Origin of the sequence: Streptomyces sp. NBC_01471, from assembly GCF_041438865.1 — a bacterium.
Lineage (GTDB): Bacteria > Actinomycetota > Actinomycetes > Streptomycetales > Streptomycetaceae > Streptomyces.
Map to the genome: position 1 here is coordinate 6,514,448 of NZ_CP109450.1, position 21,836 is coordinate 6,536,283.

Below are 21,836 nucleotides of genomic sequence, written 5' to 3' on the forward strand. Positions count from 1 at the left end.
CGCTCCGGAATGATGTCTTCGTGGACGACGGGGGGCCGAGTTGGCAGCATCGGAACAGCCGAGAGCGGCGAACCACAGGCCGTATTTTTTTCTCAGCTACGCACACACTCCGAAACACGGAGCCGTCGGGCCCGACCCGGACATGTGGGTCGAGCGGCTCTTCCGTGATCTCTGCGCCCATGTGATGGCCATGACCAATCTGCCCGCCGGAGCGCCCGCGGGCTTCATCGACCGGGAGCTGCGGTCGGGGGAGGGCTGGTCGGAGCGGCTCGGTGAAGTCCTCGCCACCTGCCGGGTCTTCGTGCCGCTCTTCTCACCCCGCTATTTCGGCAGCGAGATGTGCGGCAAGGAGTGGTACGCCTTCGCCCAGCGCGCCATTCAGGAGCAGGTCCGCAGCAACCGCACCGCCGACGCGATAGTCCCCGCCCTCTGGGTTCCCGTGCCGCCGCACCAACTGCCGGGCCCGGCAGCGCGGTTGCAGTTCAACCACCGGGCCTTCGGCGAGCGCTATGTGACCGACGGGCTCTACGGTCTCGTCAAGCTGCGGATATTCGCCGAGGAGTACGAGCGGGCCGTCTACGAACTGGCCAAACGCATTGTGAGCGTCGCCGACTCATCGGACATCGGCCCCTGCCGCCCCGTCGACTACCGGGCCATACCCAGCGCCTTCGGACCGCCCAGCGCCGGGCCCCGCCCGATGAAACTGACGGTCGCCGCGCCCACCCGCCACGACCTGCCCGACGGCCGGCACTCCGAGTACTACGGGGACACCCCGCTGGACTGGAATCCGTACCACCCGGTCTCCGCGCAGCCGCTGTCCCGGCTCGCCGAGGACCTGGTGCGCTCGCTCAACTACCAGGCCACCGTGACCTCGTTCGACGAGGAGGTCCTCCATCTCGACGGAAAGCAGCCTCCGTCACGCCCCGAGGTGCTGCTCGTCGACCGCTGGGCCCTGCACGACGACGAACGGCGCCAGCGGCTCTCCGCCTTCGACTCCGAGCACCGGCCCTGGGTGAGCGTCGTCGTCCCCTGGAACCGCGACGACCACCAGAGCAGGGCGTCCGAGGCCGAGCTCACCGGCCGTCTCGAAGACACCATGCCGGGCAAGATGCGGGAGGGGCGCGCCGCGTCGAGAGCCGCGGCCAAAGGCGTCCCGAGCATGGAGGCCTTCGGCCAGATCCTGCCCCAGGTGGTGGAAGCCGCCGCCCAGCAGTATCTGAAGCACGCCGCGGTCTACCCGCCGGGCGGCGGCGGACACCACGAACGGCCCCGGCTCATCGGCCCGATGGCGACCGAACAGGCCGGCACGCGCTGCACACCGGCTACACAGGATCTCGCGCTCGATGCGGAGGACACGGATGACGGCAGGTCGTGACGGACGCATCGTCACCTTCTATTCGTACAAGGGAGGTACCGGCCGGACCATGGCCCTGGCCAACACCGCCTGGATCCTGGCCGCCAACGGGAAACGCGTCCTCGCGGTCGACTGGGACCTGGAGGCGCCGGGTCTCTACCGCTTCTTCCACCCCTTCCTCGACCCGTCCACGCTCGGCGCCACCACGGGGATCATCGACCTGATCACCGAGTACGCCTGGGCGGCCACCAGCCCCGTCCCGCGCCCCGACGACTGGCACCGGGACTACGCCCGCATCCAGCAGCACGCGGTCTCGCTGACACCGGAGAGGCTGGGCTGGGAGTTCCCCGACGGCGGCACGCTCGACTTCGTGTCGGCGGGCCGGCAGAACCGCGAGTACTCCGCCACCGTCTCCACCTTCGACTGGGACAACTTCTACGACCGGCTCGGCGGCGGCCACTTCTTCGACGCGCTGCGCGACGACATGAAGGCCAACTACGACTACGTCCTCATCGACAGCAGGACCGGCCTCAGCGACATCGCCGACATCTGCACCGTCCATCTGCCCGACGCGCTCGTCGACTGCTTCACCCTCAGCGACCAGTCCATCGACGGCGCCGCCGCGGTGGCCCGCCAGATCGACAAGCACGACGGCGGCCGGGGCATCCAGATCCTGCCCGTCCCGATGCGGATCGACGAGGGCGAGAAAGAGAAGGCGGACGCCGGACGGGCCCTGGCCAGGCTCCGGTTCGACGGGCTGCCGCGCGGGCTGACGGGCGAGGAGCTCACCGCGTACTGGGGCGCGGTCGAGATTCCGTACCGCCCCTACTACGCCTACGAGGAGACCCTGGCCACCTTCGGCGACGAGGCCGGACTCACCAACTCGCTGCTCTCCGCCTTCGAACGGCTCGCCGCCGTCGTCACCGACCGCCGGATCACCTCGATGCCGCAGATCCCCGAAGAGGTCAGGCTGCGCATCAGGGACGCCTTCACCCGCCGCCGTCCCGCGCTCCCCGCCGACCTGCTGCTCAGCTATGTGGCGGAGAACCGGATGTGGGCCGACTGGATCGAGTCGGTGCTCACCCGCGCGGGCTTCCGGGTGGTGCCGCGCGACGTCTCCGCCGAGGCCGCGCCGTCCGACGCGGAGACCGCGGCGGCCGACGGCGCGGCCCGTACCGTCGTCGTCCTCTCCAGCGCCTATCTCAAGTCGGCCCGCGCGGTGGAGGTCTGGCAGCGCTCGGCGGCCGAGGACCCCTCCGGGACCCGCAGGCACCTGCTGCCGCTGCGCGTCGGCGACGTACGGCTGACCACGCCGTACATCGACCGCAACCCGGTCGACCTGTTCCGGCTGGACGAAGTGCACGCCACCGCGGCGCTGCTGCGGGCGGTGGACCGGCCGGGCCAGGCGGTCGACGGCGTGGCGCCGGGACCCCGCTTCCCCGGGACCGTCCCGAAGGTCTGGAACGCGCCGGCCCGCAATTCCGGTTTCACCGGGCGCTCCCTGGTGCTGGAGCGGATGCGCGACCAGCTCGGCGGCGGGATGGCCGTGGTCCTGCCGCAGCCCCAGACGCTGTACGGGCTCGGCGGCGTCGGCAAGACCCAGGTGGCCCTGGAGTACGTGCACCGCTTCATGGCCGACTACGACCTGGTCTGGTGGATCTCCGCGGAACAGACCGACGACGTGATCGCCGGCCTCGCCGAACTCGCCGTCCGTCTTGGCACCCAGGGCGCCGAAGACATGGCGTCCGCGTCGCAGGAGGCCATCGACCTGCTGCGCCGCGGGGTGCCCACCTCACGCTGGCTGCTGGTCTTCGACAACGCGGACGACCCCGAGCAGCTGAAGCGCTTCTTCCCGCCGGGCGGCCCCGGCCATGTGCTGGTGACCTCGCGGAACCAGACCTGGTCGCAGTACGGGGACGCGCTGCCCGTGGACGTCTTCATGCGGGAGGAGTCCGTCGAGCACATCCAGCGCCGAGCGCCGGGGCTCTCCGGCGAGGACGCGGCGCGGGTCGCCGAGGCGGTGGGCGACCTGCCGCTCGCCGTCGAGCAGGCCGCCGCCTGGATCGCCGAGACCGCCACCCCCGTCGACACCTATCTGGAACAGCTCGCCCAGGAGGCCGAGAGCGTCCTCGGGCTCAACCAGCCCGCCGGATACCCCGAGCCGGTGGCCGCCACCTGGAACGTGTCCATCGCCCGCCTCAAGGAGCGTTCGCCCGCCGCGGTCCGGCTGCTCCAGCTCTGTGCCTTCTTCGCACCGGAACCGATCTCGGCGAAGCTCCTCTACAGCCGGGAGATGATCGACGCGCTCAAGCCGTACGACGCGACGCTCCAGGAGAAGCTGGTGCTCGGCCGGGTCATCCGGGAGATCGGCCGCTTCGCGCTCGCCAAGGTGGACCCGGTGGGCGGCTCCATCCAGGTGCACCGGCTGGTGCAGGCCGTGATCAAGGCGCAGCTCACCCATGCGGAGCGGGACGAGGCGCGGCACGCCGTCCACATGATCCTCGCGGGCGCCAGGCCCGACGGTGACGAGCCGATAGACAACCCCGGCACCTGGCCCGACTTCGCCCCCATCTGGCCGCACCTGGGCCCGTCGGAGGCCAGGCTCTGCAAGGAGCCGGAGACCCGGCGGCTGATGATCGACCGGGTGCGCTACCTCTGGAAGCGCGGCGACTTCGTCACGGCCGCGGCACTCGCCGGGGAGCTGCGCGAGGTGTGGCGCGAACGCCTCGGCAACAACGACCTGCAGTACCTCTACCTCCGCTTCCACCTCTCCAACATCCTCCGTTCGCGCGGACGGTACGTGGAGGCGATGGAGCTGGACGAGGAGACCCTGCGGCGCCAGCGCGAGCAGCTCCCGGAGCTGGGCCCCTCGCATCCGCACACCTATATGACCACCAGTGCGCTGGCCATGGACCTCGGCGCGGTCGGTGAGTACAGCAGGGCCATGACCCTGGCGACCGAGGCGTACGAGGGGTTCAAGGAGATCTTCGACGAGTCGCATCCTAGGACCCTGGCCGCGGCCAACAACCTGGCGCTGAACCTGCGCATCGCCGGCCAGTACGCCCGCGCGCGCGAGATGGACCAGGACGTCTACGACCGGCGCACCGAAGTGCTCGGCCCCGAGCACCCGTACACCCTCTCGTCCGCACAGAACCTCGCCCGTGACCTGCGCGAGGTCGGCCGGTACGAGGACTCCGTCGCGCTGCTCTCGCGGACGTACCAGATCTTCAAGGAGCAGCTGGGCCGGGCCTTCCCCGGGACGCTCGCGGCGGCCAAGAGCCTGGCCGTCTCGCTGCGCAGGGCCGGCCGTCCGGAGGACGCCAGACGGCTGACCGCGGCCACCCGGGACCGGTACCGCCTCAAGTACACGGTGGCCAACCCGGACTGGCTCGCCTGCGACCTGAACTTCGCGGCCGACCTGTTCGCCGCCGGGGACGCGGTGGGGGCGCGGGACACCGCGCAGGCGGTGGTCGACCAGTACATGAAGATGCCGGGGGAGCGGCACCCGTACACCCTCACGGCCATGAACAACCTCGGTATCTACCAGGGGGCCTGCGGGGCGCTGGACACCGCCGAGTCGGTGCTCGCCAGCACGATCAGGGCGATGAGCGACGTGCTGAACCCCCGCCATCCGCATGTGCTGTTCGCGACCGTCAACCTGGCCAATGTCACGGCCGAGCTGGGCGATCTCCCCAAGGCCCTGGAGATCGAGCGCCGGGTGGTCGCGGCCCTGCGCGAGGTGGTCGGCGCCCACCATCCGGAGACCCTGGCCTGTGCGTCCAACATGTCGGTGACGCTGGACGCGCTCGGCCGCAAGGAGGAGGCGCAGCTGCTGAGGGCGGAGACCGTCAGCGAACTGCGGCGGCAGCTCGGTGACGACCACGACTACGTGGGGATCGCGGGCGACGCACGGCGGTTCAGCCGGGACCTGGAGCCGCTCGTGGTGTGAGGGGCCGGGCCGCCGCCACGCGCCCGGTCCTCACTCGTCCAGCAGCCAGTTGAGAATGCGGGGGAGCGCGTGCAGCGCGTCGAAGTGCGCGGCGGCCGGTTCGAGTACGGCCGTCGCGCCCGGGATGCGCCGGGCCAGCCAGCGGGAGTGGCCGACGGGCGAGAAGACGTCCTTCACCCCGTGCCACAGCATGATCGGGCTGCGGATGTCGGCGGGGTCGAAGCCCCAGGGACGGGAGAACGCCAGCGCGTCGTCGATCCAGCCGTACGGTGAAGTGCGCAGCGCCTCCTGGTAGTTGCGCAGCAGCATGGCCCGCACGCCCGCGTCGTTGACGACTCTGCGGTCGGCGTCGGTGAGGTCGCTGAACAACTGGTCGAGGAGGCGGACGGGGTTCTTCCTGATCTCCGCCGAGCGCGGGATGAGCCGGGCCGCCAGACCGTCGGGGTCGTCGGACGCGCTGGTGTACTCCCGGACGTTGGACGCGGCCATGCCCTCGAACCAGTCGAGCCCGACGGCGTCCCGGGGGGCGAGTGTCACCAGGGCGGCCGCTCTGGTGACCCGGTCGGGCAGCAGGGCCGCGCAGGCGAGCGCGTGGGGTGCGCCGCCCGACCGGCCCGCGACGGCGAACTTCTCGATTCCCAGCGCGTCGGCGATCGCCCCGACGTCCTGGGCGACATCGGCGACGCGGCGGCCCGGCAGCCGGTCACTGCCTCCGTAACCGGGGCGGTCGAAGGCGATGAGCTGCATCCTGCGCTGATAGAGCACCATGCCGCGGGGGGCCGGTCCGAGTCTGCTGCCCGGTGTGCCGTGCAGCAGGAACACCGGCCTGCCGCGCGGATCACCGAGTCGCTCCACTGTGAGATGACGTCCGTCCGGCGCGCGAACCCGCCCGCGCAGCCCCGGTCCCTCTGTGCCGTATGCATGCATCGTGTGCACTGGCATCCCCCTTCGTTCCGATGATGACCCATCAGAGCGCCGTCCGGGGTGAGGAGTTGATGGGGAAGTGCGGATGCGGACGGGGATGCGCCGCAATCCGGTCCCCCAGTGGTGGATAGCGGACGGCGGGCTGTCGGACGTGGCGCCGGTTTCTCCTCCAGCACGGCTTGTCTCCGGTTGTGTCCCCCCGCGTGGCTCCCGATTCGTGAACGGAGTGCGGGTGCCTTGTTGGTGTCGTGTGCCCGTCCTTGAGTCGACCTTGTGTGCGAGCTGTGACTGTCGGAATAGTGGGCGGCTCCATCCTCCGCTTCCGGTCACCCCACATGACCGGAAGCGGCCCCCACAGGAGGTCGAAGTTGAAGCACCGACGCATACCCAAGCGCCGTGTGATCGCGGCAGCGACCGGCGCCGCCGCGCTGATCGCCGCAGGCGTCACCTTCCAGACGGCCAACGCCAGCGAGGCAGCACCGGCATCCCCGGTGAAGACGCTGTCCGTGACCGCGGCCGGGAATCTGGCCTCGACGCTGACCCACGAACTGGGCGCAGACGCGGCCGGCTCGTACTACGACGCCAAGAGCAAGCACCTGGTGGTGAACGTCGTCGACGAGGCGGCGGCCCAGGGCGTGCGCAAGGCGGGCGGCCGGGCGAGAGTCGTCCAGAACTCGACGGCCGCGCTGACCGGCGCGCGCAAGACCCTGGCCGACAAGGCATCGCTGCCGGGCACTTCGTGGGCGGTGGACCCGGTCAGTAACAAGATCGTCGTCACCGCCGACCGCACCGTATCCGGTGCGAAGCTCTCGAAGCTGGACAGTGTCGTCAAGGGTCTCGGCTCCAAGGCCGTACTCAAGCGCAGCGCAGGGGAGTTCAAGCCCCTGATCGCGGGCGGCGACGCCATCTGGGGATCCAGCGCCCGCTGCTCGCTCGGCTTCAACGTGGTCAAGGACGGTCAGCCGTACTTCATCACCGCCGGGCACTGCACCCAGGCCGTCAGCAGCTGGTCCGACTCGCAGGGCGGCTCCGAGATCGGCACCAACGCGGCCTCCGACTTCCCCGGCCACGACTACGGCCTGGTGAAGTACACGTCGGACACCCCGCACCCGAGCGAGGTCGACCTCTACAACGGCAAGACGCAGCCGATCACCAAGGCGGCCGACGCGACCGTCGGCATGGCGGTCCAGCGCAGTGGTTCCACCACGCAGGTGCACGGCGGCACCGTGAAGGGGCTCAACGCCACCGTCAACTACGGCAACGGCGACGTCGTCAACGGTCTCATCCAGACCGATGTCTGCGCCGAGCCCGGTGACAGCGGCGGTGCGCTCTTCTCGGGCGACAGCGCGATCGGTCTGACCTCCGGTGGCAGCGGTGACTGCTCCGCCGGCGGCGAGACGTTCTTCCAGCCGGTGCCCGCGGCGCTGGCTGCCTTCGGAGCGACGATCGGCTGACGCTCCCGTCACGGCACGCTCCGGGGCGGCGCGTGCTGCGACAGCACCGGGCCCGGCCCGTCCTCGTGACGGGCCGGGCCTCTGCCGTCCGCCCTCAGGTCCGGGGCGTCGCCCGCGCCCCGGGATCGACGGCCGGCCTCCGGCGGAACACGGACATGCCGATCGTGACCACCGTGCCCACCACCGCCCAGCCGGAGAGCACCAGCAGCGGCCCGGTGACGGAATTGCCCCTGAAGTACGCGATGGAGCGCGCCGTCCAGGTGCCCGCGCCCGGGGGCAGCCAGGGGCCGATCGCGTGCCAGAACGGCGGCAGCATCGGCAGCGGGAAGGCGCCGCCCGCACTCGGATTGCCCGCGACCACGACCAGCAGGACGGCCAGGCCGATCCCCACGATGCCGGTGAGTGCCTGGAGGGCGAGAGTGATCGCGCCGACCCCGAAGACGACCAGGGCGCCGAGCCCCCAGAGCCCCAGGACGCTGCCGGGCAGCGCACCGAGCACCGGGCCGACGATCACCGCGCCCCCCAGCCCGCCCAGGACCGAGTAGAGCGCCATGGTGATGAGCCTGAGGACGGCCCGCCGCCCGTTGGCGGCCCGGGAGCCCGCGCTGATCGCCAGGATCGACGCACAGAGGTAGCCGCCGACGCACCAGCCGACGACCAGGTAGAACGCGGAGAGCCCGTCGAAGTCCCGGGCCGACGCCGGTGCCACATCGACGGTCCGCACGCTCCGCCGCTGTGTCTTCTCCACGCCGGTGATGATCCGGTCGAGCGAGGAGGACAGCACGGTCCCGCCGCCGGATGCCACCAGGAGCGTGTCCTTCGAACCGCCGGGGCGGACGATCAGGGCGCCGTCGAGATCACGGTTGAGGATCTTCTTCCGGGCGTCGGTCGCGCTGGAGACCGTACGCGGGTCCAGCGGCCCGCCGGGAAGTCCTCTGAGCTCGCCGACCAGCCGCGGGCCCGCCTGCGCGGGCGCGACGACCCCGAAGGGGACGTCCTTCGGTCTGGGACTGTGCAGGGCCCCCACATAGGACGCGATGAACAGCAGCTGCAGCACCAGCGTGCCGATGACGAGCAGCGCCGCGCGCGGAGTGACAGCGGTCTTCATCTCGTCCAGGAAAGTCATGGCCCCACGGTCCGGCAGGGCAGGCGTTTGCGCAGGTGGGACGGGTCCGAATGGCTGACACACCGTTAATCGCACAAGCATTCGAAAGTGGTCTATGGTGGAGAAGAAGGTCAGGACCGGACTGGATCATCGGAGCAGGAGGTGCGGCGAATGCCTGGTTTCACGCATCTCCACACCGTCTCGGGGTTCTCCCTGCGGTACGGGGCCTCACACCCGGAACGGCTCGCGGAGCGGGCCGCCGAGCGGGGCATGGACGCCATCGCGCTGACCGACCGGGACACCCTCGCGGGCACCGTCCGCTTCGCCAAGGCGTGTGCCGCGGCCGGGGTGCGGCCGCTGTTCGGGGCGCGGCTCGCGGTCGGCGGGCGGGCGCGCGCCGAGGGGCCCACGCACCGGATGCGCGCCCCCGTGCGCGGCGGGGCGTTCGTGGACGAGTCCGCGCCCCGCGCGACCTTCCTCGCCCGGGACGGCGCACAGGGCTGGGCGGCCCTGTGCCGGCTGGTCACCGCGGCCCACGCGGGCGGGGAGCGGCCCCTGCTGCCCTGGGACGAGAACCACGGGGACGGCCTCGCCGTGCTGCTCGGCCCGGACTCCGACGTCGGCCGGGCGCTCGCGGCCGGCCGCCCCGACCGGGCCGCCGTGCTGCTCGGGCCCTGGCGGGAGGTCCACGGCGACGCGCTGCGCCTCGAAGCGGTCCACCACGGGCTGGGCGGTACCGGGCCCGGCTCGCTCAGACTCGCCGCCCGCACGCTCGGCTTCGCCGCCGAGCAGGGCGTACGCCCCGTGCTGACCAACGCCGTCCGCTACGCCGACCAGGGGCAGGGGCCCGTCGCCGATGTCCTCGACGCCGCCCGCAGGCTGGTGCCCGTCGACCCGCGCAAGGGCCTCGACAGCGGGGAGCGCTGGCTCAAGGACGCCGGTGAGATGTTCCGCACCGCCGAGCGGATCGCCGAGGCGGCGGGCTTCCGCCGGGACACCGCACACCGGCTGATCGACGAGACCCAAACCCTGGCCGCCTCGTGCAGCGTCGACGCCGAGGACGACCTCGGCATGGGCACCGTCCACTTCCCCGAACCGCGCCTCGTCGGAGCCGCGCACCGCACCGCCCAGCGGGTGCTCGCCTCCCGCAGCGCCGCCGGCATGGTGCTGCGCGGCTACGACCGCAGGCGCGAGTACTGGGAGCGGATGCACCACGAGCTGGACATCATCGCCTTCCACGGCCACGCCTCTTACTTCCTGACCGTCGCCCGGGTCGTGGACGACGTGAAGGAGATGGGCATCCGGGTCGCGGCCCGCGGCTCCGGCGCGGGGTCCCTCGTCAACCATCTGCTGGGCATCGCCAACGCGGACCCCGTCGAGCACGGGCTGCTGATGGAGCGCTTCCTCTCCCGGCGCAGGCTCGCGCTGCCCGACATCGACATCGACGTCGAGTCGGCCCGCAGGCTCGACGTCTACCGCGCGATCATCGGCCGCTTCGGCGCCGAGCGGGTCGCCACCGTGGCCATGCCGGAGACCTACCGGGTGCGCCACGCGATACGGGACGTGGGCGCCGCCCTGTCCATGGACCCGGCGGAGACCGACCGGCTCGCCAAGGCCTTCCCGCACATCCGCGCCCGCGACGCCCGCGCCGCGATGGCGGAACTTCCCGAACTGCGCGCCGTGGCAGAGGAGTCGAAGCGGGACGGCGGGAAGTACGGACGGCTGTGGGAGCTGGTCGAGGGGCTCGACGCGCTGCCGCGCGGAATCGCCATGCACCCGTGCGGGGTGCTGCTCTCCGACGCCTCCCTGCTGCGGCGCACGCCGGTGATGCCGACCAGCGGCGAGGGCTTCCCGATGTCCCAGTTCGACAAGGAGGACGTGGAGGACCTGGGGCTGCTGAAGCTCGATGTGCTGGGGGTGCGGATGCAGTCCGCGATGGCCCACGCCGTCGCCGAGATCGGCCGGGCCACGGGGGAGCGCCTCGACCTGGACGACCCCGCGCAGGTGCCCGCCGGCGACCCCGCGACGTACGGACTCATCCGCTCCACCGAGACGCTGGGCTGCTTCCAGATCGAATCACCCGGCCAACGCGACCTGGTGGGACGGCTGCAGCCCGCCACCTTCGACGATCTGGTCGTCGACATCTCGCTCTTCAGGCCGGGGCCGGTCGCCGCCGACATGGTGCGGCCCTTCATCGAAGCCCGGCACGGCCGGGCCCCGGTGCGCTTCCCGCACCCCGATCTGGCGGAGGCGCTGAGCGCCACGTACGGGGTCGTCGTCTTCCACGAGCAGATCATCGAGATCCTGCGGATCATGACGGGCTGCGGCCGGGACGAGGCGGACCAGGCGCGGCGCCGGCTGTCCGACCCCGAGTGGCAGGGGCGGATCCGCGCCTGGTTCACCGGGACGACCGCGGAACGGGGCTACGCGCCCGAAGTCACCGCGCGCACCTGGGAGATCATCGAGGCGTTCGGCGCGTACGGCTTCTGCAAGGCGCACGCGGTGGCCTTCGCCGTGCCGACGTACCAGTCCGCCTGGCTCAAGGCGCACCATCCCGCGGCCTTCTACGCGGGGCTGCTCACCCACGATCCGGGGATGTATCCGAAGCGGCTGCTGCTGGCGGACGCGCGGCGGCGCGGGGTCCCGGTGCTGCCGCTGGATGTGAACCGGTCGGCGGTCGCACACCGTATCGAACTGGTGTCCGGTACTTTTGGCGTCCGTCTCGCACTGTCCGACGTCCACGGCATCAGCGAGGCCGAGGCCGGACGGATCGAGGCCGGGCAGCCCTACTCCTCGCTGCTGGACTTCTGGCAGCGCGCCCGGCCGGGGAAGCCGGTCGCCCAACGGCTCGCCCAGGTCGGCGCGCTGGACGCGTTCGGCGCGAACCGCAGGGACCTGCTGCTGCACATCTCCGAGCTGCACGCGGGCAGCGGCGGGTCCGCGCACAGCGGCCAACTCGCCCTGGGCGAGGGGCGGAAGACGGCTCCGGCCGGGCTGCCCGACCTCAGCGACACCGAGCGGCTCAGCGCCGAGCTCGGCATCCTCGGCATGGACTCGTCGCGCCACCTGATGGAGGACCACTACGCCTTCCTGAAGGAACTGGGCGCACTCTCCGCCCAGCGGCTGCGCTCCGCCGAGCACGGGCAGAGTGTCCTGGTCGCGGGCGCCAAGGCCGCCACCCAGACCCCGCCGGTACGCTCCGGGCGCCGGGTCGTCTTCACCACCCTGGACGACGGCACGGGCCTGGTCGACCTCGCCTTCTTCGACGACAGCCACGCCGCGTGCGCGTACACCGTCTTCCACTCCTGGCTGCTGCTGGTGCGCGGAGTCGTGCAGCGGCGCGGGCCGCGCAGCCTCAGCGTGGTCGGCTCGGCGGCCTGGAATCTGGCCGACCTGGTGGAACTGCGGCGTACGGGCGGCCTTGAGGCCGTCGCCGCCGCCCTGGCCGCGCCCGCACCCGGCGGCCAGGAGGAGCCCGGCGGCGACGGCCGCCGTATCCAGCTCTCCACCGGCTACGAGATGAACCCCTGGGCGGACCTCAGGCCCGCCGGGGACCCGAACGCCACCGGGCGCAAGCTCTGGCACTCCAGCCAGGGGAGCGCGGGATGATCCTCTCCGTACGGTTCACGCCCGAGGCCCTGCCGCTCGACCTGATCGAGGACCTCACCCCGGTGGTCCAGGCCTTCCCGCCCGACGCCGCGCTCATCGATGTGCGCGGAGCGCAGCGGTACTTCGGGCGGAACGCCACCGAACTCGCCGCGCTGCTGCGGGTACGGGCGCTCGCGCACCACGGCCTCGACTGCGCGATCGGGGTGGGCGCCAATCCGCTGCTGGCCCGGATGGCCGCACGGGAGGCCCGGCCGGGGACGACGCTGGTGGCCGGTGACGCCCGGGAGTTCCTCGCGGACAAACCGGCCGCCGCGCTCCAGGGGGTCGGGCCGAAGCTGGCCCGCGCCCTCTGCTCGTACGGACTCGACTCCATCGGCAGGATCGCCGCCGCGCCCCTCGCCACCCTCCAGCGGATCGCCGGAGCGCGCGCGGGGCGCGAACTCCAGGAGCGGGCGCGCGGTATCGACCGTACGCGGGTCGTGCCGAACGCCGCCGCCCGCTCGACCTCGTCCGAACGCTCCTTCCCCCGCGACGAACTGGACCGCGACCGGCAGCGCGGGGCCCTGCTCTCGCTCACCGGGGAACTGGGCGCCCGGATGCGCCGTGAGGGACAGGTGTGCGGCTCGCTGACGCTCACCGTGCGGTACGCCGACCGGTCCACCACCACCCGCGGCCGCACCCTGCACGAGCGCACCGCGCACTCGGCCGCGCTCACCGCCGCGGCGTACGCGATCCACGACTCGCTCGGGCTCCAGCGCGCCAGGGTGCGCGGGATCGCGCTGCGCGCCGAGGGGCTGACCCCGGCCGAGCACGCCGCCCATCAGCTGATGTTCGACCCCGCCGACGACAAGGCACGCCGGATCGAGGCGGTCGCCGACCGGGCGCGGGCACGGTTCGGGCCCGGGGCGATCGTGCCGGGGACGCTGGCCACGCAGGACCGGCGACACACCTGCCGTACGGAGCGGTCCGCACGGCGGCCCGCTGTACGGTGATCGCGAAGATCGGTTTCTGATCCTCCATCAGTTCTTTACCCGCGCGTAACTTCCCCCGCTACCTTACTCGCGCGTAATTTGGCGTGAGCAGAACATTCTTGTGGTCCGGGCCGCAGGGCGAACATCCGTCGTCACTCCCTTGAGTCGCAAGGAGATCACTCGATGATGCCCTGGAAGCGTGCGCTCGGAGCCCTCCCCGCACTGGCGCTGGCGGTCACGGCCGCCGCGGTCCCCGCCGCCACGACGGCGCAGGCCGCCGCCCCCAGCAGCGGATGGAACAACTACTCCTGCAAACCGTCGGCTGCCCACCCCCGGCCGGTCGTCCTCGTCCCCGGCACTCTCGGGAACGCGACCGACAACTGGCTGGTGCTCGCCCCGTACCTCGTCGACCGCGGCTACTGCGTCTTCTCCCTCGACTACGGACAGCTCCCCGGCGAGACCCTCTTCGACGGGCTCGCCCCGATCGAGCAGTCGGCCGCCCAGCTCTCCGCCTTCGTCGACAAGGTGCTCGCGGCGACCGGCACCCCGAAGGCCGACATCGTCGGCCACTCGCAGGGCGGCATGATGCCGAACTACTACATCAAGTTCCTCGGCGGGGCGGCCAAGGTGAACTCGATGACCGGCATCGCCCCCGACAACCACGGCACCACCCTGTCGGGCCTCACCAAACTCCTGCCGTACTTCCCCGGCGCCGCCGACATCCTCAAGAAGGGCGCACCGGGCCTCACGGACCAGGTCGCCGGCTCGCCCTTCGTCACCAAGCTCAACTCGGTGCCCGACACGGTGCCCGGCGTGCACTACACCGTCATCGCCACCAAGTACGACGAGGTGGTGACCCCCTACAAGACGCAGTTCCTCAGCGGCCCGGACGTCAACAACGTGCTGCTCCAGGACAAGTGCGCCGCCGACCTCTCCGAGCACGTCACCATCGGTCTGACCGACAAGATCGCCTACCACGAGGTCGCCAACGCCCTCGACCCCGCGCACGCCACCCCCACCACCTGCGCCTCCGCCGTCGGTTAGGGCGCAGAACGGCGGGGCGCCCCCTCCCGTCCCCGGGCGGGAGGGAACACCGGGCCGGAACACGGTCAGCGGTTCGCCGGGCCCGCCTTGCGGCGGACGCCCGCGAACAGGGCGGCGGCGCCGATCGCCACGGCGGCCGCGCCGGCCATCGCGAGATACGGGGTACCGCTGTCGCCGCCGGTCTCGGCGAGGTGCTCGCCGCCTGCCGTGACCGGGGCCGCCCGGCCGCCCTGCGCCTGCGGCGTGTCCGTACCTCCTGTGGTGCCCGGGGCGGCACCCGCGGCAGCACTCGCAGTGGCCTCGCCGGCCGGTTTCATGGCCCCGGTGCCGTGGTGCACCGGCATGCTGGACCTGTCCGCCCCGTCAGCGATCTCCTGCTCGGTCGGGGCGGAGGCGGTGGGCGCGGCGGCCGGGCCGCCCATGGAGCCTGCCGACTGGCCGAAGACCACGTCGGAGCAGGTGTAGAAGGCCTCCGCGCTGTCCGAACGCTGCCAGACCGAGTAGATCAGCTGACGGCCTGTCCGCTGGGGGACCGTGCCGTCGAAGACCTACTCACCGCCCTTCAGCTCCGGGTCCGTGGCCTGGGCGAAGGGCTCCGGCTCCAGATCGGACCACGTCAGCGGCCGGGTGGGGTCGTAGCCCGCCTTCGTGATGTACAGCGCGAAGGTGCCCTTGTGCGGTGCGGTGGCCCGGTAGTGGAAGGTGTGGCTGCCCGCCGCCATCTTCGTGGACGGCCAGTCGTCGCGCGGCAGATCGAGGCCCTTGTACTCGTCCTTGCCCGCGCTGCACAGCTTGCCGTCGGGGACGCGCTCCTTCGACTTCCCCCCGGCGCCGGCCATGTTGACCGCGTTCCAGTCGTACAGGGCCTGCGAGCCGCCCGCCGTGACGGCGGCCCTGCACGCGGGGGAGTCCGGGCTCTCGGGTCCTTCCGCGTAGCAGGCGGCGACCCGGCTGACCGGGTCCGTCATCGAACCGTGGGCGGCGGCCGGAGTGGCGGCCAGCCCGGTCAGCGCGAGCGGCACGATGCCGGCAGCGGCGATACCGGCGGCCTTGCGGCGAACGGTCATCAGGACGTACTCCTTCGGCGAACGGGTGCGTGGGGGTGCCGGCGCACGGGGTGGACCCCGGCCCGGCGTTCAGCACGCTAGCCCGCCGGAACTGCGGAAACGCCGCCGGAGACGGCCTGTTGGCGATCTTTATGACGCGGTTAAGGAGCCGCTGAGTGACGGTTAAGAACGCGTTGTATACGAACGCGCCGGTGCGGGGGAAACAGGCGCCGCGCCCGCCGTACGGCTGCGAACTCCCCGAGCACCGCACGGAGATACACGTGTGTCTCGCCGGGCATGTGATCAGCCGGATTGGCGGTGGGAACTGAGAGCATCGGATCATGACGATCAACTGGGATGCCGCCGCCGCCACCTTCGACGAGGAGGCCGACCACGGCCTGCGCGACACCGGGGTGCGCGACGCATGGGCGGCGCGGCTGAAGAGATGGCTGCCGGGGGAGCGGGCCGAGATCCTCGACGTCGGCTGCGGCACGGGCAGCCTCGCCCTGCTCGCCGCCGGGCAGGGGCACCGGGTCACCGCGGTCGACCTCTCCCCCCGGATGGCCGAGCGGGCGCGGACCAAACTGGCCGGTGCGGACGCCGAGGTGCTGGTGGGCGACGCGGCACTGCCGCCTGTCGGGGAGCGGACCTTCGACGTGGTGCTGGCCCGCCATGTGGTCTGGCTGCTGCCCGACTTCGAGGCGGCGCTCAAGCACTGGTGCTCACTGCTCAACCCGGGCGGGCGGCTGGTGCTGGTGGAGGGCGTCCGGGGCGGCGTCGGGCTCTCCGCCGGCCAGTTGATGGCGGCTCTCGACCCGCTCACCGAGTCCGTGCACCACGAACTGCTCTCGGCCGACCCGGCTCTCTGGGGCAAAGAGGTCGACGACGAGCGTTATGTCCTGGTGGCGCTGGCCTGAGACGGCTGAGGAGGGGTGGTGGGGGCCGGGCGGACGAACCCCGGCCCCCGGCTTCGCCGTACGGTCAGGCGTGCGGCAACCGGCCGCGGGCGGCGAGCAGTTCGAGCTCGTCCAAGGCCTGTACAGCCTGCCGTGCCGCCTCCGGGTCCCGCCCGGCGAGACCGCTCGCCTCGAACTCGTCCTCGTCCAGCCGGAGAATCCCGGCCCCGTCCACCGACACCCACAGGTCGAGGTCCAGATCCTCCACGACCAGTTCACCTCCGCGCACCTCGGCCGGCCGGGTCACGTCGCAGTACCAGCCCTTGAGCTCCCCGGCTCCGGTCCGGACCTCCTTGACCGCGTACCACCGGTCGCGCCAGTAGTGCTCGGTGAACACGTCACCGGGTTCGAACCGTACGAACCCGAAGTCCCGTACGCCCGCGCCGGCCCACTCCGCCCGGACGGTCACCCTGGTGCCGTCGTCGGAGACCACCGTCGCCGGATAGCGGATCTTGGTGCTGCCCGCTTTCAGCAGGACGACCGTGAGCTCGGCCGGACTCCCTGACATGCCGTACCTCCGTCGCGCGGATCCCGTAGGTCCTGTCCGGACCCTTGTCCGACCGAGGTCGCAGATTACGGGCGGACACCGGCGGGCCGCCTCCCCTTTTCGGCCGGGTGCCGCCCTGAGGGCCGTCCTCCGTGGGGGAGAATCGCGGGGTGACTCTGAAGATCGCCATTGATACGGATGCCGCCACCGCCCCGTACGAGCAGCTGAGGGCCCAGATCGCCGGACAGGCCCGCTCGGGGAAGCTTCCCGCGGGGTACCGGCTGCCGACGGTGCGGGGCCTGGCCGAGGAGCTCGGCCTCGCCGCGAACACGGTCGCCAAGTCGTACCGGGCGCTGGAGGCGGACGGGGTGATCGAGACGCGCGGGCGCAACGGCACCTTCGTGGCGGCCGCCGGTGACGCGGCGGAACGCGAGGCGGCGGAGGCGGCACGGACCTTCGCCGAGCGCGCCCTCCGGCTGGGCCTCGCTCCGGATGCGGCCCGGACCGCGGTCGACGACGCGCTGCGGGCGGTCTACGGAAAGTAGCCCGGGCGGCGGAGGACGCGCGCGCCGATCCCGTACGGGTCACGCGGGCCCCGTACAGGTCACGCGTATCCCTTACAGGTACAGCCCCGCGTCCACGCCCCGTTCCTGCGCGGGGACGGACGCCGGGCCCGCGCCCCGCCGCAGCGCGTACAGCTCGGCGAGCGTGGTGCCGTCCCGGCCCACGCCCTCCTCGGTGCCCAGCCACGCCGTCGACTCCGAGCGGGTCAGCGGGCCGACCTCGATCCGGGCCAGGCAGCGGCCCGGGCGCACCACGGCGGGATGCAGCCGCTCCAGGTCCTCGTTGGTGGTGACGCCCACCAGGACGTTGCGGCCCTGGCCCAGCAGCCCGTCCGTGAGGTTCAGCAGCCGCGACAGCGCCTGCCCCGCGGTGTGCTTGGCCTCGCCGCGGATCAGCTCGTCGCAGTCCTCTAGGAGCAGCAGCCGCCAGCGGCCCTTCGCCGAGCCGTCGTCCTCGCCGATGGCGATGTCCATCAGGTAGCCGACGTCGTTGAACAGCCGCTCCGGGTCGAGCACGCAGTCCACCTGGCACCAGTCGCGCCAGGACCGGGCCAGAGTGCGCAGCGCCGATGTCTTCCCGGTGCCGGGCGGACCGTGCAGCAGGAGCAGCCGGCCCGAGATGTCGTCGGGGGTGACCTTCATCAGGCCGTCCAGCGCATCGGCCACCGGTGCGGTGTAGTTGGCCCGCACCTCCTCCCAGGTGCCGGCCGCGATCTGCCGGGTGGTGCGGTGCGGACCGCGGCGCGGGGAGACGTACCAGAACCCCATGGCGACGTTCTCGGGCTGCGGTTCGGGCTCGTCCTGCGCGTCGTCCGTCGACTGCTTCAGTACCTTCGCCGCCAGCTCCTCGCTGACCGCGGTGACCGTGACATCGGCGCCGCGGTTCCAGCGCGAGACGAGCAGCGTCCACCCCTCACCCTCGGCGAGCGTCGCGCTGCGGTCGTCGTCCCGGGCCGCGCGCAACACGGTCGCGCCGGGCGGCAGCAGGGTGAGTCCCTTCTTGACGCGGTCGATCGACGAACTGTGCGAGTAAGGCTGCTCGCCCGTGGCGAAGCGGCCGAGGAACAGCGCGTCCACGACATCGGACGGCGAATCGCTGTCGTCGACGTTGAGCCGGATCGGCAGGGATGCCTCAGGGTTTGCGGACATGCGCCCATGATCCGGCACCGGGGCGGCCCGTGCACGTCCTTTGTGCCACGCGTTCTCCACGCGTTCTCCCCGCCTTCTGCCGGGGCGGGACCGCCGTCCGTCCTTCCGGCCCACTGACGTCGTGTCACCGAACGTGTGAATCACGGCCGTTTGCCCCCCGGGCCGCCGAGTGCCGGGCTTCACTGGCGACCAGGCGACCGGAAGCCGTCGATGCGCCGAATACTTGGCATGGACACTTCCAGAAGGTGGCCGTGGGCTGGTACGACAGACGTGGCGGAAATCCTGCTCAGGGAGGTTCCATGAAATTGTCCAGATTTGTGACTCTCTCATCCTCTGTTCTGCTCGCCGTCGGACTCGCCCTCACCGGGGCGGGCGCGGCTCAGGCTGCCCAACCGGCCGCATCCACCAGCTATGTGGCCCTCGGAGACTCGTACTCGGCGGGTGTCGGATCCGGCAGCTACGACAGCGCCAGCGGGGACTGCAAGCGCAGCAGCCTCGCGTACCCGAAGCTGTGGGCGGCTGCCCACTCGCCCTCCTCGTTCGCCTTCGTCGCCTGCTCGGGTGCTCGTACGAGTGACGTTCTCTCCAGTCAGCTCTCCGCGCTGAACGCCTCGACCGGCCTGGTCTCCCTCACCATCGGCGGCAACGACGCGGGCTTCGCCGACACCATGACCACCTGTGTGCTGAAGTCCGAGGCGACCTGTCTCGCGGCCCTCGCGACAGCCAACACCTACATCGACTCGACGCTGCCCGGCCTGCTGGACAAGGTCTACGCGGCGATCCACGCCAAGTCCCCCTCCGCACACGTGGTCGTGCTCGGCTATCCGCGCTTCTACCAGCTGAACGGCAGCTGCGTCGCCGGGCTGAGCGAGAAGGAGCGCGGCGCGATCAACTCGGCGTCCGACCACCTCAACGCGGTGACCGCCAAGCGGGCCGCCGACCACGGCTTCGCGTTCGGTGATGTCACCTCCGCCTTCTCCGGACACGAGATCTGCTCGTCCGACAGCTGGCTGCACAGCGTGAACATCCTCAATCTGACCGAGTCCTACCACCCCACGGCAGCCGGCCAGTCCGGCGGCTACCTGCCCGTGCTCACCGCGCAGGACTGACGCGCGACGTCAAGGGGGAGGAGGCCCTGAATCCGGGGCCTCCGTCCGGCTCCGTCCGCCTGTACGGCGGGGCGGGACGGGGCCGGTCAACTCACCCTGGAATCAGATATATTCGGAGGGTTACCGTCAACCTCCGTATGACAGAGGTGAATCCGGCGCCCGGGATACACGGGTGCCTCCGAGGGGCGATAGGGTTACTGTGCCCCGGGCCGGGTGCCCTCGTACGGGTGGGGAGTGACATGGAACAGATAACAGTGCGCAGCAGGCCACGAGTGCCTGCGATCACATGCGGAAGCGGTGCGACCAGTTCGCGCCTCGACCGCCATCTCTCGGTGCTCGGCGGCCCTGTGGTCCCGCAGCGCGAGTCGGCAGAGGCGACGTCCCTGATGCGTGAGCTCACCTCGCGTGACGTCGCACACTCCAGGACGGGCAGAGGCGCACGGGTGAAGCTCTTCGCCCCGCTGCGACGGCTGCGCCGCTCGCTCTTCGGCAGCCGCGGCTGAAGCCTCCGAACCGAAAGGAACGACCGGCCCCCGCCCCCGTCCGACGGGCCCTTCCCGTCGGCGACCCTGTCTCGGCGAGCCCGGTCCGTCGGCAAGCCCGGTCCGTCCGCGGGTCCTCCCCAGCCCGCTGGCCGACCGGCCCGGGGCGGCCCGGCCCCGCCTGCCTCGTCACGCGCCGCCCCGGCCCTGGTCCTCGCCGTGCGCGTACCGGTGGACCGCGAGCGGAACGAACACCGCGGAGCCGCCGGAGAGCAGCGGAAGGATGAAGGTGGCGCTGCCCGGCTGGCCCGCGACTCTCCCCGAGGCCGCCGACGGGCAGGTCCTGTCCGGCCGGACAGGAACCAGCCGGAGCAGGGGCCGGACCCGACGGCTCACACCAGGGCGAACTGTCCTTCCGGGCCCTCCTCGTGGTGGTCGAGCACCGACGCCGGGCGGCGGGCCGCAGCCGGGGCCGGGAGGACGCCCGCCGCTTCGAGTTCGCTCCGCCCGATACGCGGGGCCGCTGTGAGCCTCCGCCGCAACTCGCTCCGGCCGGAACGGAGTCCGGCCAGCAGGGCCAGCACCGTGATCAGCTCCAGCAGTTCGGAGCTCCACTCCGGGGGCCAGCCCGACGGGCGCAGCGCCGCCAAGGTGCCGGGCTCCACCGGAGCGGTCCTGCGCCCGAACCAGAGGTCGAGCACCCGGACACCGGCCACCGTGAAGTCCCATGCCTCGGCGGGCACCGGTGAAATGCGCCCGTCTCCGAGCAGCAGCGCCTCATCGCCCGGGTCGTACGTGAGGGTGTCCGGCCGGGGCGGGACGGCGGCCCGCACATAGGGTCTGTGGCCGCCCGGCAGCCTCGGCCGGTCACCGCCGCGCGCCCCGCGCAGCTGGATCCGCAGCAACTCCCGCCCCAGTTCCGTCCCGGACGACCAGAGCTCCGGGTCGGCCGGCAGCGGTACGGCGCAGCCGCCCGGCACCGGCGTGGCCGCGGCCACCACCCAGGCGAGTATCTGTCCGGCGGTGACGTCCTGGCCGTACCGCGCGGTGAGCAGCTCCGTCAGCCCGGGTGCGATGTTGGGCTCGGCGCCGCCCGGCCTGCGGTACAGCGGCCTGATCCGGCCGGGGCGGCCCGCCGGGGAACGGCCGTCCGGGAGCACGGCGGAGACCAGCAGGGCCGGCTCCGTGTCCCGTGCGGCGGCGTCTCCCGGGGCTCCGGCCTGTTCGACGGCGAACAGCTGGTGCTCGTCGGCGACCCGCCACAGCTCCGGGCGGGCGGCGTCGAGCAGCCGGTGGTCCGGAATCAGCCACTGCTCGTCGAACGGGCCGCAGCCGAGCCGCACCGGTGCGGGACACGGGCCCGACTCACGGCTGAAGCGGCCCGTACCGGTGGGTTGTCCCGGCAGCGCGGGGACGGAACTGTCCGGCGTCCTGGACCTGGTGGCGCGGAACAGCCGCTCCCGTTCCGGGCCGGTGGCCCGTACCAGGGTGTCCCAGCGGGCCCTGAGTGAACGGGCGTCGGGCGCCGCCACCCAGTCGCGCCCCAGCCGCGGTGACCCCACCGACCAGGGCATCAGATCGTCGAGCAGGGGAGCGTCATCCGTCACGGTCCGCATGCTAGGGCCTCTCGTTCG

Annotated in this window: 15 protein-coding genes and 2 pseudogenes; 10 read left to right on the top strand and 7 right to left on the bottom strand. The window is 72.0% G+C overall.

The window, feature by feature from the left end; translation table 11 throughout:
* Positions 1-40: 40 nt before the first annotated feature.
* Both fsxC and fxsT read left to right on the top strand, forming a co-directional pair.
* A complete protein-coding gene (gene fsxC / locus OG285_RS29180; RefSeq protein ID WP_371792662.1) occupies positions 41-1,375 on the top strand; it encodes an FxsC protein in 1,335 nt (444 codons plus the stop codon).
* Positions 1,359-5,303 carry an FxSxx-COOH system tetratricopeptide repeat protein gene (fxsT, locus tag OG285_RS29185; RefSeq protein WP_371792663.1) on the top strand — a complete coding sequence of 1,315 codons (3,945 nt, stop codon included), beginning with the start codon at positions 1,359-1,361 and terminating at the stop codon, positions 5,301-5,303. The genes fsxC and fxsT overlap by 17 nt, the downstream gene beginning before the upstream one ends.
* A gap of 30 nt (positions 5,304-5,333) precedes the next feature.
* Here the strand turns inward: fxsT and OG285_RS29190 are convergent, their stop codons facing one another.
* Positions 5,334-6,200 (bottom strand): alpha/beta fold hydrolase, encoded by an 867-nt coding sequence (locus OG285_RS29190; RefSeq protein ID WP_356829862.1) that lies wholly within the window; start codon positions 6,198-6,200, stop codon positions 5,334-5,336.
* 395 nt (positions 6,201-6,595) lie between these two features.
* Here OG285_RS29190 and OG285_RS29195 point away from each other — a divergent pair, with 395 nt between their 5' ends.
* Positions 6,596-7,681, top strand: a complete 1,086-nt coding sequence (locus OG285_RS29195) for a S1 family peptidase (protein WP_356829779.1) — start codon at positions 6,596-6,598, stop codon at positions 7,679-7,681.
* A gap of 94 nt (positions 7,682-7,775) precedes the next feature.
* Here the strand turns inward: OG285_RS29195 and OG285_RS29200 are convergent, their stop codons facing one another.
* The gene (locus OG285_RS29200) at positions 7,776-8,807 is read right to left on the bottom strand and encodes a DUF3533 domain-containing protein (RefSeq protein WP_371792664.1); all 1,032 of its coding nucleotides are present in this window, start codon (positions 8,805-8,807) and stop codon (positions 7,776-7,778) included.
* Positions 8,808-8,957: 150 nt separating this feature from the next.
* Here OG285_RS29200 and OG285_RS29205 point away from each other — a divergent pair, with 150 nt between their 5' ends.
* The 3 genes from OG285_RS29205 to OG285_RS29215 all read left to right on the top strand — a co-directional run bounded on the left by OG285_RS29205 (position 8,958) and on the right by OG285_RS29215 (position 14,410).
* The gene (locus tag OG285_RS29205; RefSeq protein ID WP_356829775.1) at positions 8,958-12,395 is read left to right on the top strand and encodes a DNA polymerase III subunit alpha; all 3,438 of its coding nucleotides are present in this window, start codon (positions 8,958-8,960) and stop codon (positions 12,393-12,395) included.
* Positions 12,392-13,387: a hypothetical protein gene (locus OG285_RS29210; protein WP_371792665.1), complete on the top strand. Its 996-nt coding sequence runs from the start codon at positions 12,392-12,394 to the stop codon at positions 13,385-13,387. The genes OG285_RS29205 and OG285_RS29210 overlap by 4 nt, the downstream gene beginning before the upstream one ends.
* A 162-nt stretch (positions 13,388-13,549) precedes the next feature.
* Positions 13,550-14,410, top strand: coding sequence for an alpha/beta fold hydrolase (locus OG285_RS29215; protein WP_356829771.1), 861 nt, complete (start codon positions 13,550-13,552; stop codon positions 14,408-14,410).
* Between the two features lie 65 nt (positions 14,411-14,475).
* Here the strand turns inward: OG285_RS29215 and OG285_RS29220 are convergent.
* Positions 14,476-15,477, bottom strand: a pseudogene (locus OG285_RS29220) (lytic polysaccharide monooxygenase).
* A 317-nt stretch (positions 15,478-15,794) separates the two neighbouring features.
* Here OG285_RS29220 and OG285_RS29225 point away from each other — a divergent pair.
* A pseudogene (locus tag OG285_RS29225) lies at positions 15,795-16,370 on the top strand (class I SAM-dependent methyltransferase); the annotation flags it as partial.
* A 67-nt stretch (positions 16,371-16,437) separates the two neighbouring features.
* Here OG285_RS29225 and OG285_RS29230 read toward each other — a convergent pair.
* Complete coding sequence (locus tag OG285_RS29230) at positions 16,438-16,920, bottom strand: DUF402 domain-containing protein (RefSeq protein WP_371792666.1); 483 nt, start codon at positions 16,918-16,920, stop codon at positions 16,438-16,440.
* A gap of 149 nt (positions 16,921-17,069) precedes the next feature.
* Here OG285_RS29230 and OG285_RS29235 point away from each other — a divergent pair, with 149 nt between their 5' ends.
* Positions 17,070-17,444 (top strand): GntR family transcriptional regulator, encoded by a 375-nt coding sequence (locus OG285_RS29235; protein ID WP_356829765.1) that lies wholly within the window; start codon positions 17,070-17,072, stop codon positions 17,442-17,444.
* Between the two features lie 72 nt (positions 17,445-17,516).
* Here OG285_RS29235 and OG285_RS29240 read toward each other — a convergent pair whose 3' ends face one another.
* Complete coding sequence (locus OG285_RS29240; RefSeq protein WP_356829763.1) at positions 17,517-18,611, bottom strand: DUF5925 domain-containing protein; 1,095 nt, start codon at positions 18,609-18,611, stop codon at positions 17,517-17,519.
* Between the two features lie 299 nt (positions 18,612-18,910).
* Between OG285_RS29240 and OG285_RS29245 the strand changes: the two genes are divergently transcribed.
* Both OG285_RS29245 and OG285_RS29250 read left to right on the top strand, forming a co-directional pair.
* Complete coding sequence (locus OG285_RS29245; RefSeq protein ID WP_356829761.1) at positions 18,911-19,720, top strand: SGNH/GDSL hydrolase family protein; 810 nt, start codon at positions 18,911-18,913, stop codon at positions 19,718-19,720.
* A 239-nt stretch (positions 19,721-19,959) separates the two neighbouring features.
* Positions 19,960-20,223, top strand: coding sequence for a hypothetical protein (locus tag OG285_RS29250; protein ID WP_164267539.1), 264 nt, complete (start codon positions 19,960-19,962; stop codon positions 20,221-20,223).
* Between the two features lie 168 nt (positions 20,224-20,391).
* Here OG285_RS29250 and OG285_RS29255 read toward each other — a convergent pair whose 3' ends face one another.
* Positions 20,392-20,598 (bottom strand): hypothetical protein, encoded by a 207-nt coding sequence (locus OG285_RS29255; protein WP_356829759.1) that lies wholly within the window; start codon positions 20,596-20,598, stop codon positions 20,392-20,394.
* Positions 20,595-21,818: a type ISP restriction/modification enzyme gene (locus tag OG285_RS29260; protein WP_371792667.1), complete on the bottom strand. Its 1,224-nt coding sequence runs from the start codon at positions 21,816-21,818 to the stop codon at positions 20,595-20,597. The genes OG285_RS29255 and OG285_RS29260 overlap by 4 nt, the downstream gene beginning before the upstream one ends.
* Between the last annotated feature and the right edge of the window lie 18 nt (positions 21,819-21,836).

Excerpts from the sequence above, each read along its gene's own strand:
- fxsT (WP_371792663.1), top strand. The coding sequence starts at position 1,359 with ATGACGGCAGGTCGTGACGGACGCATCGTCACCTTCTATTCGTACAAG.
- OG285_RS29200 (WP_371792664.1), bottom strand. The coding sequence starts at position 8,807 with ATGACTTTCCTGGACGAGATGAAGACCGCTGTCACTCCGCGCGCGGCG.
- OG285_RS29205 (WP_356829775.1), top strand. The coding sequence starts at position 8,958 with ATGCCTGGTTTCACGCATCTCCACACCGTCTCGGGGTTCTCCCTGCGG.
- OG285_RS29210 (WP_371792665.1), top strand. The coding sequence starts at position 12,392 with ATGATCCTCTCCGTACGGTTCACGCCCGAGGCCCTGCCGCTCGACCTG.
- OG285_RS29215 (WP_356829771.1), top strand. The coding sequence starts at position 13,550 with ATGATGCCCTGGAAGCGTGCGCTCGGAGCCCTCCCCGCACTGGCGCTG.
- OG285_RS29230 (WP_371792666.1), bottom strand. The coding sequence starts at position 16,920 with ATGTCAGGGAGTCCGGCCGAGCTCACGGTCGTCCTGCTGAAAGCGGGC.
- OG285_RS29240 (WP_356829763.1), bottom strand. The coding sequence starts at position 18,611 with ATGTCCGCAAACCCTGAGGCATCCCTGCCGATCCGGCTCAACGTCGAC.
- OG285_RS29245 (WP_356829761.1), top strand. The coding sequence starts at position 18,911 with ATGAAATTGTCCAGATTTGTGACTCTCTCATCCTCTGTTCTGCTCGCC.
- OG285_RS29250 (WP_164267539.1), top strand. The coding sequence starts at position 19,960 with ATGGAACAGATAACAGTGCGCAGCAGGCCACGAGTGCCTGCGATCACA.
- OG285_RS29260 (WP_371792667.1), bottom strand. The coding sequence starts at position 21,818 with ATGCGGACCGTGACGGATGACGCTCCCCTGCTCGACGATCTGATGCCC.